Here is a 16,695-nt window from a genome sequence, read left to right as displayed (position 1 = left end):
TTTTCTTATAACTTTGCAACTGATTTTAGAAAAAGAAGTTTGGGATGATAAATAAATATGAAGAACGACTGGGGACAGAGCGCATGTTACCGCTTGTTTTTAAGATGGCACTTCCGGCTGTGGCAGCGCAATTTGTTAATTTGCTTTATAGCATGGTCGACCGTATTTATATTGGTCATATCCCTGGGATTGGTACGGATGCATTGGCGGGTGTAGGAGTAACGACTTCTCTTGTTATACTGATTTCTTCTTTTTCAGCGATAGTAGGAGGTGGCGGTGCGCCGTTAGCGGCTATCGCACTCGGACAGGGGGATCGTTCACGTGCCGGAAAAATTCTGGGTAATGGTTTTATCCTGCTGATACTATTCACCTTGTTTACTTCTCTCATCGCATATACCTTTATGGAGCCGATTCTACTCTTTACAGGAGCTTCAGAAAATACATTGGAGTATGCAGTCAACTATCTTTCTATCTATTTATTAGGAACTATCTTCGTAGAAATATCCACAGGATTAAATTCTTTTATCAATGCACAAGGGCGTCCTGCTATCGCCATGTACTCGGTATTAATAGGAGCACTGTTGAATATCGTCCTCGACCCGATTTTCATTTTTTGGCTCGATATGGGAGTAAAAGGTGCAGCTCTGGCTACAGTGCTTTCACAGGCATGTAGTGCAGTGTGGGTTTTAACTTTCCTTTTCTCCCGGCACGCCTCTCTCCCTTTAGAAAAACGTTATATGGCGTTGAACCGGGAAATAATACTTTCTATATTTGCTTTGGGCGTATCACCGTTTATTATGGCAAGTACCGAAAGCCTGGTCGGCTTTGTTCTGAACAGCAGCCTGAAAGATTTTGGAGATATTTATGTCAGCGCATTGACCATCTTGCAAAGTGCGATGCAATTTGCAAGTGTCCCATTAACAGGATTTGCGCAAGGGTTCGTTCCTATTGTGAGTTATAATTATGGGCACGGCGATAAACAACGTGTCAAAGACTGTTTCCGTGTCGCATTGATAACCATGTTCTCATTCAACTTACTGCTGATGTTGTTTATGATTCTTTTCCCCTCAACAGTAGCTTCCGCCTTTACGAGTGATGAAAGATTGATAGAAACAGTCCGCTGGGCAATGCCTGTTTTCTTGGGTGGTATGACTATTTTCGGATTGCAACGAGCCTGCCAAAATATGTTTGTAGCCTTGGGACAAGCAAAAATTTCTATTTTCATAGCCTTGTTGCGCAAAGCAATCCTATTGATCCCATTGGCATTAATATTGCCACATTTTATGGGAGTAGCCGGTGTATATGCGGCTGAAGCAATATCCGATGCGACAGCGGCAATTTGTTGTACTTTGTTGTTCTTCTGGCAGTTCCCCAAAATATTGGGAAAAATCCAAAGGAGCACTTTGCACATAAGCTAAATTTCCTGATGTTTATCCATAAATAGAACTAATTATGTAACGGCTTACGTATTTTTGCGAAAAATGTTTGTTCATATTATAAAAAGCTAATATATTTGCGTAATCAATTACGTATTTAGTGACGCAACTAATAAAAACATGGACTTTTTTAATCAGACAGGCAAATTAGCCATCGGTAGCAGATTACGCATGTTGACCGATAAAATAACAGTAGATGCAGCCGCCATCTATAAAATGTTTGGAGTAGACCTCAAACCGAAATGGTTTCCTGTATTTTTTGTATTATCACGTGGGGAGGCAAAAACCATTACGTCCATAGCCAAAGAGATTGGTCATTCTCATCCTTCCGTGAGTAATATTATTAAAGAAATGGTAGCTAAAGGATTAGTGAAGGAGACAAAGGACAAATCCGACGGGAGAAGAAACATGGTCATGTTATCTGCCAAAGGAAAAAGAATGTCCGACTCTTTTTCGGAACAGTGTATAGATGTTACGGCAGCTATTGAGCAAATCACGCAGCAAACCCGGAATGACCTTTGGGAGGCTATCGAAGAATGGGAGAATCTTTTGTTGGATAAATCCCTGTTGGAGCGGGTGAAGGAAGCGAAAAAGGAACGAGAGAGTAAGGACATCAAAATAGTTCCTTATGAACCTTGCTATCAATCTGCCTTCCGGACCCTTAACGAAGAGTGGATAACTGCTTATTTTCGGATGGAAGAGGCCGATTACAAGGCTTTGGATCATCCAAAGGAATATATTCTGGATAAGGGAGGAGCTATTTTGGTGGCTCTTTATAAAGATGAGCCGGTCGGTGTATGTGCTTTGTGTAAGATGGATCATCCGCTTTATGATTATGAGTTGGCCAAACTGGCTGTCAGCCCTAAGGTTCAGGGCAAAGGTATTGGAGTACTGCTTTGCGAAGCAGTTGTAAATAAAGCGAAGGAGCTTGGTGGTAAAAGAATCTTTATAGAGAGCAATACGCGTCTGAAACCGGCTATCCATATTTATCATAAGTTGGGCTTCAAGGAACTTCCCGAATATCACACGACTTATGAAAGAGGAGACATACAGATGGAATTAATGATTGAAGAGTGAAAATGAAAAAGGTGGATGGTGAATTTATTAAGGGGCGCATTGCCCCTTCATTCCAGTTCCTGCGCATAAATGTTGATAGCGCGTAATGCCTTTGATATTTCAGTCGGGGTGATTCCCTGACATTCTATTCTCAACACTTTTTCCCAGTCCTCCATATCTACATTCCATTTGTAGATTTGGGGACATAGGGTGAACAGCGCTGCGATATGTTTTATATCCCGTGCATTTCTAACCGAGGTTCGAAAAATGAGTATTTGCTCTTCCATAGTTACTATCAATTACTTTTGTTTTCAGTGCAAAGGTAGGTTTAAACAAGGTTCTGTATAGGATTATTCGACGAATGCCCTGATTACTCATGACGAAATAAGTAATCGGGGAGATTAACTTCATATACTTATCCTTTGAAAAGTCAGTCATCTGTACCTGTCAATATATAAAAAAGTGTATCTGTTCTCGTCTTTCTTTTTTGATTTACTTTGCAGTGTTGTTTTAATCTCCTAATATACTTAAAGGTTATGAAGTTGAATTTTGCTAAAAGAATGTCTTATATAAAGGCTTCGGAAATAAGAGAAATATTAAAAGTTACCGAACAGGAAGATGTGATTTCGTTTGCAGGTGGTCTGCCTGCTCCGGAACTTTTTCCGATAGATGAAATCAATGAGATCAATCAGAACGTATTGAAAGAGGCAGGTACGAAAGCGCTCCAATATACTACAACAGAAGGTTATGCTCCTTTGCGCGAATGGATTGCCAACCGGATGAACGAACGTTTGGGCACGGCTTTCGATAAAGATAATATTCTGATTACCCACGGCTCACAACAGGGATTGGACTTATCCGGAAAAGTTTTTCTGGACCAGGGAGATATCGTACTTTGCGAAAGCCCAACATATTTGGCTGCAATCAGCGCGTTCAAAGCGTATGGATGTAGCTTTATTGAAATTCCCACGGATGGGGACGGTATGATGATGGATGTTTTGGAAGAAATTTTGAGCAATACTCCTCATATAAAGCTGATATATGCAATACCTACTTTTCAGAATCCTACAGGAAAGACGTGGAGCCTGGAAAGACGCAGGAAATTGGCTGAATTATCAGCAAAATACGGTGTTGCGGTTATTGAAGACAATCCGTACGGCGAGTTAAGGTTTGAAGGAGAGTCTTTGCCATCTATAAAGTCTTTTGATGAGGCTGGAAATATCCTGTGTACAGGTAGTTTCTCGAAAATATTCTGTCCCAGTTTCCGGATTGGCTGGATTGCGGGGGATAAAGAGATTATCCGCAAATACGTATTGGTCAAGCAAGGTACGGATTTACAATGCAACACTATTGCCCAAATGACCATCGCCGAATACCTGAAGCGCTATGATATTGATAAACATATTGCCAAAATAGTAGAAGTATACAGAAAACGCAGAAATGTGGCGATTGAAAGTATAGAACGTTATTTTCCTGATACTATAAAGTTTACTCGTCCCGAAGGCGGATTATTTACATGGATAGAACTTCCCGAAGGGATTTCGGCACGTGATGTTTTAGTCAGAAGCCTGGAGAAAAAGATTGCTTTTGTTCCGGGAGGCTCCTTTTATCCGAACGGAAACAAGGAAAATACGCTTCGGATCAACTACTCTAATATGCCCGAAGACAAAATAGAGAAAGGACTTAAAACCCTCGGCGAAGTGGTAAAGGAGTATATCAGTCAATCAAAATGATTCTTTGATAATGTTTCCCAAAACCTGCAAGCGTTCTTCAATGAAAGCACTCCATTGCTGACCGAAACTCAAGCGCATACAGTTTCTGTACTGGTCGTGCAGAGTAAACATGCGTCCGGGAGCAATGCTGATCTTATGTTGCATCGCTTTGTAATATAGCTCCGTGGTATCAATCTTTTTATTCAGTTCCACCCAAAGCATAAAACCTCCTTGTGGAGTGATGATTTTAGTGTCTTCGGGAAAATAGTCGGTAATAGCTTGTGCCAAATGAAGACTATTGGAATGTAGCTCATGGCGCAACTTGCGTAAATGATTCTCATACCTGCCGTTCTCCATGAAGTTGGCAATGGCTTCTTGGTTGAGGGTAGGAGTGGATATTAAATGAATATGTTTCTGACGAATAATAGCATCCTTAAACTTACCGGGGGCAATCCAGCCTACCCGATAACCGGGAGCTAACGTCTTTGATACAGAACCACACCATAACACAAGTCCCTTTTCATCGAAAGCTTTGCATGGCTTAGGGCGTGAATGTCCGAAGAATACATCGCCGTATAAATCATCTTCAATCAGAGGAATATTGTGTTCCGCCAACATCTGTACTATCTCTTTCTTATGTTCATCGGGCATGCAACTCCCAAGCGGATTACTGAAATTACTGATAAGCAGGCATAGATTGATCTGCGGCAATACTTTTCTTAAAGCATCGGGTTCGATGCCTGTTACAGGATTGGTCGGCAGTTCCAGCACATGAAGCTCCATACTGTTGGCCAACTGTAATATCCCGAAATAAACAGGACTTTCAACAGCTATCGTGTCTCCTCTTTGAGCAATAACAGATAATGCTAAAGAGATGGAATTGGTTACTCCTGTGGTAGTAACAATATCATCTTCGGTCAGATTTCCATTCCAGCTATACGCAAAACGGGCAATATAGTTTCTCAAACGAATGTTTCCTTGAGGGTCTTCATACCTAGTGCCGTTCCCCGGAAGTGAATACATGGCCTTGGTCAGTTCTTTATTGAGTTTGGCAATAGGCAATAAAACATCTTCCGGTATTCCCAGCGAAAAACGGGTGATAGACGAATCTTCGATGGAATGATATACTTCCATGATTAAGTCTGCTTCTTCCTTTCCCGGAGATTGAGCGGAAGGCTGCGTTGTTGCCGGCGCAGACAAATTTAGTGGCTTATAATTGACAATGTACCCTGATTTGGGGCGGGAAATGATGAATCCTTCCTTTTCCAGTTCATAATATACCTGAATGGCTGTATTTAAACTTACGCCATATTCATTGCTGATAGTACGTAAAGAAGGTAATTTCTCGCCTGCTTTCCATATACCTGTTTTTATTTGCCAGGCGATAGTGCCGGCTATCTTTTGATATAGGATTTCTCTTTTCATGTTTATTCTGTACTTGGCAAAGATACAAAAATGATGTCTGTATCTGTTGTTGTTTGATTGCAAATAATTCATTCAGTCATTTTTTATAATTGCTTGCTATTCAGTTATAAATTTATTCCATATCATTATATTTTAGACATGACAAGATTATCATTGAAATATATTTCAACATATACATTCCTACGATAGAAGCGTCAAAAATAAAAGAGACGAACAATTTTCTTAATTTAAGTTTAGGACTTCAACAGTCGATTCGTTTCTCGGTGAGAAACACTTCGTTTCTCGGTGTCGAAAAGGTTGTTTCTCGGTGAGAAACGGGTTATTGGTTTTAAAGGAAAAGCCCGAATAGTAACCGCCTGGATAACAGTGTTTTACAAAACAACGTTATCTATCAGAAATACATAGGAGTTTTATTGACATTTTTTTTGCAATACCGTTTATTTCTATTGCATCTATTACTGTAATAATATTTACATTAGAACTAAAATATGGCATTTATAAAAGAATCTGTTTCATTCCTTTCCGTACCGTTTTGAATCAAATAACAATAATTGGAGCTTGGGAAGAATCTACATGATGAAGTAGATGAAATCAACATTTATAATAGTGGCATTTCTATTCTCGTCACCTGTTCTTCTTCGGGTACATTGGGATTGCTGTAATAATATTCAATGGATGTTCCCGAAAGTTTGTAACCGTTGGTTTTTATCCATTCCATCATTTCGTTGTACAGGACAGCCAATTCACTGTAAGTTCCTCTATGTAGACAGGAAACTATTTTTCTTTCCGGTATCGTTATGGAGCGTATATCCCCTTCACCCTGTAATTCTTTGGATGACTTTAGACCAATAATCATTTTGATATTGTGTTCCGTCAGACTTTCAAAGTTGGGATATTCAACGTAGGGGATGTCGGTAGTGACTTCACCCTGTTCCTTAAATAAAGAGTCTATTTTTACAAAGTTCTTTCCGATAGCTTCCGACATTCCGTTCATATCTGTTTGTACTTCAACAACCAAAGCGGATTGTTTCGGTTGCTTCAATAGCATGATTTCTGAAATTTTTCCCATAATACATTGTTTTTAGAGGGTTGATAATTAATTATTTCTTGATGACCGGAATATAGATGTCGGTAATTAGTTCTGTTTTAAGGGTGGAGGCAGGGCGGTTCATATACATTTCAAAGCTAAAGGTGCTTTGAGGACGATATTTACTTTCCGGGAACCACTCTTCATAAATAGTCCGGTAGAATTTATGCAATAAAGAGTAGTCGCCGATATGCCTGAATACAGCATAACGACCACCGGGAACTTCCATCACTCCCGGCTGGGAATCATTTTCTTTGTTATCGATTATTACCCCGAGATAGAAGCGACATTTATCCATTGGGGTGATGGCCGGGTCGTCCATACTAAGGCTGACAAACTTATCATTCGACTTTTCTTCATTGCGCTGCCTAGCATAGTTGGTGAGCCTGTCCCATATTAATTTGTATCGGAGTTCATCCTTATACTTTTCACCCACCTCGATACAAAATACTTTCATCGGCAGAATCGACCGGATTTCAGGAGTGATAACCGCATGCTGTTCGTCATACATCGGCTTATACTTCTCCCTATATTGAGAGGTTGACACTCCAAAATGTTTTTTGAAGGCTTTTGCCAGACTGAATTTAGTCTGATAGTTTGTCTGCTCCGAAATCTGATTTAATGTAAAGTCGGTGGATACTAACAGATGTGCTATATGTTCGAGGCGCAAACGTTGTATGTAGCTTCCAATATTTTCTCCGGCAACGGTTTGAAACACTCTTCTGAAGTGATATTTGGAAAGTCCGCTTATCGTACTAAGTATATCTGCATCTAAATTATCGAATAAATGATTATTGATGTAAACGACTATATCCTGAATCTTTTGGTGATGGATATTACTGGTTTCCAACTTCTGTTTCCATCGGTTCAGTTTGGGGAGCCGTTCGTTGAGTATTCGTCTAAGTTCCTCCGGCGAATAAGCGGTATCTGCATATTCATTGTACTTATCGGTGTATTTTATCCAGATATTAATCATTTCCGACATCGGAATGTCGACGATATATTTTCCATCTTTCAGGCAGTAGTAGCAATATTCGTCACTTCGGGAACCGTCGGAGTTAGTACCCAGATATTTCTCTATATCAAAGCGGAGAGGCATCCCGCAACTTTGACAATACCTTTTATTTATATCTGATTCAATCATCGGTTGGGTTTTCGTTTGATGGATAGCAGTCGCTCCATATCATTAAATAAATAAGTGTCTTTCAATTCGAACATAAGCCACTTCCCATCGTGGAAAGTAGTCGTCTCATTGTATATCTTTTGAGTCTCATTGGAGAATACTTCTCGCAGAGATTCAAATTTGGCACGCTCATCTTTACCTAAAATGACCATGAAGCCAATCGTTTGTTCTTTGGCGTATAGGGCACACAGCGTTTTTCCGCCTTTGCGATATTTATATTCGTATATCCATTTTTTCCCTCCATGGTTCCATAGTTGTTCCATATTGTACTTTTGCTCGATAAGCTGACAAAGTGAAGTCCATATATCATAAAGTTCCTTACCTATCAAGGCTTCCAGTGTTTCGGGAGTGGGAATCTGCAAAGTTTCTTTCATGGTATTCTGTATTTACTTTTGATTATCCATATCACAAAGGTAGGCTGATTTTCTAATAGATCGTTGTCCAATATAGGCATTTTGTGTATAGCTGGTGAACAATCTGCCCGGAAATTAATTTATTTTGTAAAAGCGAAATATTGGCAGTATAACCTTTATCTTTGCATTAATTTAAAAACAAAGCCCCAATTAAAGAAAATGAAAACAATATTATTAGCAGTAGGTACGCTCTGCCTCATGGCAGGTTGCTCGTCAAAAGTGGCAAGCTCAAAAGGAATCGTTAGTGATGCAACCATGAATACGGTAACGATTGTTACTGATAAGAATGATACCCTTTCGTTCAGTACGATAGATGCAAATAAAGATGAAGTCAACGGTTTGCTTCTGAATGATACGCTGGAAGTGTTCTATACCGGAAAATATACACCGGGAATGCCGGCTTCTAAATTAGTTCAGTATCCGCAATCTCCGATTGTGGGAGGTGATCGGGATGAACATGGCTGTATCGGTTCTGCCGGATATGTATGGTGTGAAGTGCAAAAAGACTGTATCCGCTTGTTTGAGAAAGGAATCCGCACGGAATCGGTGGACGATAGCAATGCTTCTGCCTTTATTGTGTTTAGTCCTGACTCTACGCAACTGGAACTTTTCTTTTCCAATAATCAGCCCAATGAAATATTGGAGAGACGTGGCCTGCCTTCAGGAGGTTATGCATGGAACGTGGAAGATGACGATACGAAAAATGTACGGCTAATAGATGGTTTGTGGACAATCAGCCAAAGAAATAAGTTAATTTATAGCCAAAAGGCCGGAAACTGATTTTAAAAGCTCCGGCTTTCTGACGCTCTGTTTGTAGAGTAATGTTCTAGGTAATTAAATTAATAAGTGGATATCAAAGATGCTGAATATATAAACTTCCATCATAATCTTTGTATTTAGCATCTTTGTATATATCAACCAGTTTGTTACTGTAATCAAGAATGGTATCTTTGGAGATTTGTGATAAATTTGTAGCCAAAATACCACTTCCCAAAATGCCCGGATTACATAATATACTGTCTTTTCTTATTGAATTCATTGTAAGCTCTACACCTATGTAATCCTTGATACCTGCCTTTTCCAGACTGGATACAATATAGTTGTCCAAAGATGCTTTATCATCTCCGGTCATGAATCCATACCATAATAAACACTTCATGCCTAGTTGAGTAGCCTGTATCAGGACATCGAGATAGGTTACTCCTGAATCTCCTTTCTTGTCTATTTCGTAAGGATCGATATGAATGAAAGAGGATGAAGGAAGTGAAGGCAATAGCTCTATGGTACCTCTCGAAGAGTCGGCATGATGCATCTCTACAGATGCACTTAATCCGACTTGTTTGGCATAGGTACCCACATTTTCCAACGCACTCTTTTCTAAATCAAAGAATACAAACCTTTTTGCTTGCTTCTCTAATACATTCATTGCCAGGGCAGGAGAACCCAGATAATTTCCTTTTGTCATTTCCGGGTTTTCCAGTTGGTAATAAATGGAATCTTTTAGAGATTTGTCATCATCTGCTTTCTCCAGGAAATGATAGATACCATATTGCTGCTCCGGAGTTTGCGTCATGGAGTAGATGGCACATGCGGAATTGGTTTCTACATATACTTGTGGGGCTTCATTTCTAAGAACTTCACAGAGTATCAGATGTTTCAGTACATCGGGTTGTTTTGCGAAATGAGTGTAAGTTGCCATGTGGGTACATCTTAATATTTATAGAATATAAAAGAACTGCAACCGCTATCCTTTTTAGGCATTCATTAATTCATGGATTTCATGAATATGCAGGTGCAAATGACTTAGATAACCTTCTATCATGTCTTGTAGCGTAACCTTTGTTCCTTCAAAATCACACCAGTAGCTATCCAGTTTTGTCTGGTCTACAGATTTTATAACCTGAATGATATGCAGGTTAAAAAACTTCCATAGTTGAATCAGGTTGTTCCAATCTTCATTTTGGTAATCTTGTAATGCTATCCACAGATCATTATCCTGACGGTAATCGGGAAAGAAAAGCAAATCTTTACTGTATTGCAATCTGACCATGCGTTGGTGATTGTTTGATGCCGAATCAATCAAATGTCCGAGAATCTGTTTGATGGTACGATTTTGTTTATTACGTTTCAACGTGATCGTATCATTTTGTAGCCCGGTTAGTATTTTCTCTTCAGTTTCTATCACATGATAGATTCCTTCTGTTATTTTGGAAAAATCGACGTTTGACATACCATTCTTTTCCTTTAGGTGTTTATAGCAAAATTGCTAATGGTACAAATATAGATAAATGTGTCGATATTTATAAATTAAACGGAACTTTTCAATTCTAATTTTATCCCTCTTTCTTAAACCACCTGTAAAACCATTTACCGACCTTTTCGTAATGTCGGGTTTCGGTATCAGTATATAGCTTAGAGAAGAAAGACGTATCCAATGGCTCTCCCGACTGATTGGGATACAACACGATAAAGCTATTGTTGGAGAAATATTTCCCGAGCTGTCTCGGTAACTTCTCAAAAGAACTGTCATACGAAAGAGTTCCTGGTCGTGCACTGATAATAACCAATAAATGATCGTAACTTACCTGTCCTGTCAATACCAGCAGGTCATTCCAGTCTTCTAAGAGAGAGAAATCGGTAAGCGTCTGTTTATGCCTTTTCTTTATCCACGCTTGTAGGCGGATGGTAGTCTTTTCATTGGCAAAGAAGTGTACGCGGCATCCAAGAGTGCTCCCCATGCGACAAAAGTGCTCCATCCAATGAGGAAAACCGGATTCATATTCGGCTTTAGGAGGGACGGCAACGACAATCCGTTTGATTGTATGGACCGGTATCAGAAATTTAGAGATAATTATTTCACAGTTTAATCCGTTCAATAAGTGTTCGGCAAGTATTCCAAAGTATGAATCTGTGATGTTTTTCTTGCGGTGCAGGCCGGTGATAATACTCGTAATCTCATTCTCCTTGACTGAATGGATAATACCGGAAGCTATATTCAAATCATACCGGGTGACCTTTTTGAGTGGTACATTTGCTTCCGTTGCTGTCATTTCGGCTTTTTCCAGATAATGTTTGCTTCGAATTCGTAGATTATCAGAGTTATTATCGTCGTTGATAACATTTAATGCCAGGAGATTGTCTTTCAATTTGGGGTCACGTATGACTAGAGAAAGATTTACCATGTCCTCGATAGTGTCCGGGTTGGCTATGGATATTAAAATCTTCTCTGTTTCTTTCGACGATTCATTTTCAGGTTGTGAATCATCCATCGCCATTTTTCTGGCTGCCCGTTCGGTAATCAGTGAACTCACTACGCAAGTAACCAGGATAAGCAAGACTGTTCCGTTCAGTACATCATCATTCAATAAACGTTCGCCGGTGGGCAGAATAATGTTGTATCCAACTAATACAGCCGCCAATGTGGCTGCCGCCTGTGCATTACTCAAACCATACATCAGATTTCGTTCAAGAACAGACATCTTATATATCTTTTGAGTGAGCCAGCAAGCAATCCATTTGCCTGTCAGCGCCATGGTTATCATCACGGCGGCAACTTTTAAGGCATCCCCCTCTCCGAAAATAACACGTAAGTTGATTAACATTCCCACTCCGATAAGGAAATAAGGAATAAAAAGTGCATTACCAACGAACTCTAAATGATCCATCAATGGAGAGACGTGGGGGATGAGCCGGTTAAGTACCAATCCTGCGAGGAAAGCTCCCAAGATACCTTCCATACCAACAAGCTCCATCAACCCTGCTCCTAAAAAGACCATCGCAAGCACGAAAATAAATTGCATCACGTTGTCATTGTACCGGTGAAAGAACCAACGACCGATGCGCGGAAAGAAATAAATAATTAGTGCCCCTAGAAAGATTACTTTTACCACCAGCCAAATCCAAAACAACCCTCCGGTTTCTCCTTTGAACAATCCGCCTATAACAGCCAGTACCAGCAGCGTGAGTGTATCCGTAACGGCCGTTCCTCCTACGGCAATACTTACGCTACGATGGCGTGATATGCCGAAGCGGGTGACTATGGGGTAGGCCACGAGCGTATGGGAAGCATACATGCTGGCTAATAACACAGAGGTGATTACACCATATTTCAGATAAGATACATTTGCCACGAATCCAATCCCGATAGGAACGATAAAAGCCAGTAATCCCAGTACCAATGCTTTGTTTCGCGTTTCTTTGAAATCTCCCATATTCATTTCCAGACCAGCCAGGAACATGATGTAATAGAGTCCGACTTTCCCGAATAACTGAAAGCTGCTGTCTCGTGCCAGGATATTAAATCCATGTTCGCCAATAGCCAGTCCTGCCAGGATCATACCGATAATATGAGGGATGCGCAGTTTATTCAATAATATCGGAGCAAACAATATAATTAGGAGTACAAGGAGAAATATCCATGTAGGGTCGGTGATAGGGAATGTTAAATCAAGGCCAATCCAATCCATAATTTGACGAGTTCGTGATATTTGTTCCGCAAAATAACCTAAAAAAATGCTTCTAAAAAAGCATTAGTTAATAAAATTCGTCATTTATTTTTTCTCCAGATTCATGATTGCCGGAATGAAGAATGCAAGTGTTCCTGGGACATACGTTTTTAAATATACGATGATTTTATCCGTGTGTGCGTTTTGGGGTGTATAGTGATTTTATCCGGCTCTACTTTTAGCAATAATAGTAGTGCCGGATATGTCTATTTTTCGAATCCTAAATCATGTTCTTGTATTCCTCTTGTTTTTTCTTGGGTAACTTCTTTATAACTTCTTCTACCGAGTGGCTAATCAACTCCTTTATGAGTTTATCGGGAACATCTCCTTCCAAGTAAACGGTTATCCAATGTTTCTTATCCGAAAAAGGTCCCCAAAAAATGTCTTCGTATTGTTCTATGAGCTCTTCTGATTTATCAGGATTACATTTCATATCCGCCCAGAATCTTCCGTTTTTAGGACGTAATGTAGCAAAAGTGAACATTTTATCCATAACCTTGAAAACCAAAGTATGTTCATCAAACGGCATACATTCTGTTGCTCCTTTGACTGACAGGCAATATTCTCTATAATCTTCGATATTCATGACTTCTCTTTTTTGATTCATTCGTTGTACAAATATATCACTTTCTGTTTGCTTTTGAAAAACATGTTTCTATCTCAAAGTACCCGTTTCAATTTCGCCCTTATCCGGCTTAAACTTACCGGAGTTATTCCCAGATAAGAAGCAAGACACTCCAATGGTATTCTCTGTAATAGCTCCGGATTATTTTGTATCAGTTTCGTATACCGTTCGGACGCGGTGGTGAATAAGAGAGAAATAAGTCTTTCCTCTGTTTGCAGGAACTCTGATTCGGCAAACTTGCGCCCCCAGTTGGCAATATGGATATCTTCCTTGAATAATTCGTGTAAGTCTTTGCGCTTTAATAGATACAACACCGAGTTTTCCATCAGTTCCATTGACTCATACCCCTGTTGATTATTTACATAGCTTTTCAATGAGACAATGGTTGACCCTTCTTTCCCAATCCAGAACGTTACCTCTTTTCCGTCTACGGGAATGTAAGCTCTGGCAATCCCTTTCTCGATGAAAAAGATATTCGTTTCAGTCTTGCCAGCCTCCAATATATGATAACCTTTGGGATATGTGACTTTTGACAGATGTTTGACCACCTTATCTGCTGAAGCCTCCGGCATCCGATATATCCTGTTTATAATCTCGTGTATATCCATATCGCATTGAATCATTATTCTGCAAAAATACAAAAAGTTATATTAGGAAAAGAAGAATTGATGATACTCTTACACCGTCGTTTCTTATCAAATGTAAAGTGAAAGCTCCGGGCATCTTGTTAATTTTGCAGTCTAATATTAAAATAGAATGATATGAATTGGATTATATTGATTATTGCCGGACTGTTTGAGGTTAGTTTTACCTTTTGTCTAGGCAAGATTAAGGGAGCGACAGGCACCGATTTTTATTTGTGGGGAGCGGGATTTGTAATCTCTGTAATCTTAAGCATGTTCCTACTGGCAAAGGCTGCGCAAACATTGCCTATCGGCACTGCATATCCTGTTTGGACGGGGATAGGAGCGGTGGGAACCGTCTTGATCGGTATCCTGTTCTTTCATGAACCGGCAACTTTGGGTCGTTTGTTTTTTATGACGACTCTGATTATTTCAATCGTAGGGTTGAAACTGATATAATCAGACGAATAGGATTTAGTTTTAATAGATGGAAAAGTGTAATAAGGACTTTTTCAGTGTAAGTCATATATTGTTGAAAAGATTCCATCCGGTATAATATTGAGGAAGTTTGGAATTGACGAGGTCGATTATGTAATATATGCTTTCGTAATTCTGCGATTATTAGGCATTTATAAGAAGTCGTTTTGATGGGAAAAAGTTTGGTTTCTAAAATAAATGTATATATTTGCAGAATGTGGGACGCATCTCGTCCGGATTCGAAACTAAACTAAAATTCTATTTACTGTTATCTATTAAACATGAAATCCACTGATTCTGAACCTCAAGAGGGCGGTATGGAACTGGAACAGTACCGTACCAGCCTCGAACAGATGGTTGAAGAGAAATCTAAAGACTTGATCGCTATTCAGGAGAATCTCGAAGCAACCAACCGACGGCAGGCATTATTTATCAAGGTACTGCAAATTTTGCAATTGGAACCGGATATACCTACTGCTATGAATATGGCACTGGCCGAAATTGGCCGTTATACTGGTGTCGACCGTTTGGCGACATGGGAAAACCACCTCGACGGAGTTACGTATGGCTGCACCAACGAATGGTGCAACGACGGTATAGAACCCGCTATCGATTACTTGCGGAGTATGACCATTGAAGCGGGAAAACCCTGGTTCGACATGCTGGAAGAAAACCATATCATTTGTACGTCCGATATTTATTCGCTTGATCCCTTTATTACTCAAATGCTCGAAGTGCAAGGCGTAAAAGCCATTGCTGTTTTTCCCCTGTCACAATTGGGAGTACATTTCGGCTTTCTTTCGTTCAACTTTTGCTGGAACAAACAATGGGATGAAAAAGATGTGGAACTGATGAGCCAGATATCGCAAATTGTATCTACTGCTACTAAACGCTGGCAAGTTGAAACATCGCTGCAACAGTCGCAGCGAACCATGCAAAAGGTATTGGACAATATCAATGCCAATATTTTTGTGAGTGATTACGATACGTTGAAAGTGATTTTTGCCAATAAGCCTTTCAGGGAAGAAGCAGGAGAAGTTCCGGAAAATGCGGAATGTTGGAGAATGTTGAATGCAGGTCTGGAAAATGGGTGTAAACACTGCCCGAAGCCGAAGTTGCTCGATGCCAACCGTAAGTTTACAGGCGTTCATTTTTGGGAAGACTACAATCCGGTCACCAAACGTTGGTATACCATCCAGAGCATGGCAATAAAATGGCTCGACGGACGTTGGGCAATCATGGAACTGGCTACCGATATCACCACCCGCAAACAGGTGGAACTAGAGCTGATTCAAGCTAAAGAAAAAGCGGAAGAATCGGACAGGCTCAAATCAGCATTCCTTGCCAATATGAGCCATGAAATACGTACTCCTTTGAATGCCATCGTCGGTTTTTCCAGTCTGCTTGCCGAAACCGATGAGGCGGAGCTGCGTCATGTATATATGTTTTTAGTGCAGGAGAACAATGAGCTGTTGCTCAACCTTATTTCCGACATTCTGGACATCTCCAAAATCGAAGCCGGTATGATAGATCTTGTTATGGGACGGGTGGATGTACCACAACTTTGCCGGGAAGTGATTGCTACCTTCTCACACAAAAAACGTGACACTGCGGTCGAACTGCGGTTTGATGAAAATTCACCGCAGATTGTGATTGATGCTGATAAAAACCGAATCATGCAAGTACTCTCTAATTTTCTGACTAATGCCTTGAAGTTTACGACTAAAGGCTCAATCACACTTTCCTATTCATTGGAAGATGAGAGTCAGGTGCGTTTTTGTGTAACGGATACGGGCAAAGGGATTCCCGATGAACAAAAACATGAAATATTTAATCGTTTTGTAAAATTAGACTCATTTGTACAAGGTGCCGGATTGGGATTATCCATCTGTCAAAGCCTGGTCAATAGGATGGGCGGAAAGATTGGAGTCGAATCCCGTGAGGGGGAAGGGTCGTGCTTCTGGTTCACTCATCCGTATGTTCCCGGTGCTTAACCAAAAAAAAGAGATTGCATATTGAAGCAAACTACGTATATTGTTCCGCAAAGTACGGGACGAACAAAAAACAATAGTTTTCTTGAGAGAGGTGTCTGCAAACTAAAATAACCCATATTTTGTTGTCTTTATACAGTATTGAGTTTTTAGCAAATAAAT

General features: G+C 40.0%; 16 protein-coding genes. 6 read left to right on the top strand and 10 right to left on the bottom strand.

Annotated elements, in window-relative coordinates:
- Positions 1-44 precede the first annotated feature (44 nt).
- Both INE92_RS15080 and INE92_RS15075 read left to right on the top strand, forming a co-directional pair.
- On the top strand, positions 45-1,418 hold the full coding sequence (locus tag INE92_RS15080) for an MATE family efflux transporter (RefSeq protein ID WP_004299139.1): 1,374 nt from the start codon (positions 45-47) through the stop codon (positions 1,416-1,418).
- A gap of 138 nt (positions 1,419-1,556) precedes the next feature.
- Positions 1,557-2,513, top strand: a complete 957-nt coding sequence (locus INE92_RS15075; RefSeq protein ID WP_004299140.1) for a bifunctional helix-turn-helix transcriptional regulator/GNAT family N-acetyltransferase — start codon at positions 1,557-1,559, stop codon at positions 2,511-2,513.
- Between the two features lie 47 nt (positions 2,514-2,560).
- Here INE92_RS15075 and INE92_RS15070 read toward each other — a convergent pair whose 3' ends face one another.
- Complete coding sequence (locus tag INE92_RS15070) at positions 2,561-2,779, bottom strand: hypothetical protein (protein ID WP_004299141.1); 219 nt, start codon at positions 2,777-2,779, stop codon at positions 2,561-2,563.
- Positions 2,780-3,028: 249 nt separating this feature from the next.
- On the opposite strand from INE92_RS15070, the gene INE92_RS15065 reads away from it, so the two are divergent.
- Positions 3,029-4,225 (top strand): aminotransferase-like domain-containing protein, encoded by a 1,197-nt coding sequence (locus INE92_RS15065; protein ID WP_195436619.1) that lies wholly within the window; start codon positions 3,029-3,031, stop codon positions 4,223-4,225.
- Here the strand turns inward: INE92_RS15065 and INE92_RS15060 are convergent.
- From INE92_RS15060 to INE92_RS15045, 4 genes are all read right to left on the bottom strand, one after another.
- The gene (locus INE92_RS15060) at positions 4,217-5,629 is read right to left on the bottom strand and encodes an aminotransferase-like domain-containing protein (RefSeq protein ID WP_008770674.1); all 1,413 of its coding nucleotides are present in this window, start codon (positions 5,627-5,629) and stop codon (positions 4,217-4,219) included. The genes INE92_RS15065 and INE92_RS15060 overlap by 9 nt on opposite strands.
- Before the next feature lie 598 nt (positions 5,630-6,227).
- On the bottom strand, positions 6,228-6,698 hold the full coding sequence (locus tag INE92_RS15055; protein ID WP_151927177.1) for a GyrI-like domain-containing protein: 471 nt from the start codon (positions 6,696-6,698) through the stop codon (positions 6,228-6,230).
- A 31-nt stretch (positions 6,699-6,729) separates the two neighbouring features.
- A complete protein-coding gene (locus INE92_RS15050; RefSeq protein ID WP_211421182.1) occupies positions 6,730-7,860 on the bottom strand; it encodes a GyrI-like domain-containing protein in 1,131 nt (376 codons plus the stop codon).
- Complete coding sequence (locus INE92_RS15045; RefSeq protein ID WP_087318402.1) at positions 7,857-8,273, bottom strand: DUF3788 domain-containing protein; 417 nt, start codon at positions 8,271-8,273, stop codon at positions 7,857-7,859. Before INE92_RS15045 ends, INE92_RS15050 begins: the two co-directional genes overlap by 4 nt.
- A 198-nt stretch (positions 8,274-8,471) precedes the next feature.
- Here INE92_RS15045 and INE92_RS15040 point away from each other — a divergent pair, with 198 nt between their 5' ends.
- Positions 8,472-9,092: a hypothetical protein gene (locus INE92_RS15040; RefSeq protein ID WP_004306429.1), complete on the top strand. Its 621-nt coding sequence runs from the start codon at positions 8,472-8,474 to the stop codon at positions 9,090-9,092.
- 73 nt (positions 9,093-9,165) lie between these two features.
- Here the strand turns inward: INE92_RS15040 and INE92_RS15035 are convergent, their stop codons facing one another.
- From INE92_RS15035 to INE92_RS15015, 5 genes are all read right to left on the bottom strand, one after another.
- The gene (locus tag INE92_RS15035) at positions 9,166-10,011 is read right to left on the bottom strand and encodes a 23S rRNA (adenine(2030)-N(6))-methyltransferase RlmJ (protein WP_211421181.1); all 846 of its coding nucleotides are present in this window, start codon (positions 10,009-10,011) and stop codon (positions 9,166-9,168) included.
- Positions 10,012-10,065: 54 nt separating this feature from the next.
- Positions 10,066-10,542: a DinB family protein gene (locus tag INE92_RS15030; protein ID WP_004299152.1), complete on the bottom strand. Its 477-nt coding sequence runs from the start codon at positions 10,540-10,542 to the stop codon at positions 10,066-10,068.
- Between the two features lie 103 nt (positions 10,543-10,645).
- Positions 10,646-12,778, bottom strand: coding sequence for a cation:proton antiporter (locus tag INE92_RS15025; RefSeq protein ID WP_118220015.1), 2,133 nt, complete (start codon positions 12,776-12,778; stop codon positions 10,646-10,648).
- Positions 12,779-13,037: 259 nt separating this feature from the next.
- Positions 13,038-13,403: an MmcQ/YjbR family DNA-binding protein gene (locus tag INE92_RS15020; RefSeq protein ID WP_004306433.1), complete on the bottom strand. Its 366-nt coding sequence runs from the start codon at positions 13,401-13,403 to the stop codon at positions 13,038-13,040.
- Positions 13,404-13,477: 74 nt separating this feature from the next.
- Entirely contained in the window at positions 13,478-14,050 is a 573-nt protein-coding gene (locus INE92_RS15015; RefSeq protein WP_211421180.1) for a Crp/Fnr family transcriptional regulator, read from the bottom strand.
- A gap of 153 nt (positions 14,051-14,203) precedes the next feature.
- Here INE92_RS15015 and INE92_RS15010 point away from each other — a divergent pair, with 153 nt between their 5' ends.
- Both INE92_RS15010 and INE92_RS15005 read left to right on the top strand, forming a co-directional pair.
- Positions 14,204-14,524, top strand: coding sequence for a DMT family transporter (locus INE92_RS15010; protein ID WP_004309079.1), 321 nt, complete (start codon positions 14,204-14,206; stop codon positions 14,522-14,524).
- A gap of 299 nt (positions 14,525-14,823) precedes the next feature.
- Entirely contained in the window at positions 14,824-16,536 is a 1,713-nt protein-coding gene (locus tag INE92_RS15005) for a GAF domain-containing sensor histidine kinase (RefSeq protein ID WP_211421179.1), read from the top strand.
- Positions 16,537-16,695: the final 159 nt, after the last annotated feature.

Source organism: Bacteroides xylanisolvens (genome assembly GCF_018289135.1).
GTDB classification, from domain to species: Bacteria; Bacteroidota; Bacteroidia; order Bacteroidales; family Bacteroidaceae; genus Bacteroides; species Bacteroides xylanisolvens.
Note: the sequence above shows the minus strand (reverse complement) of the source record. Positions and strands in the feature narration are given on the sequence as shown.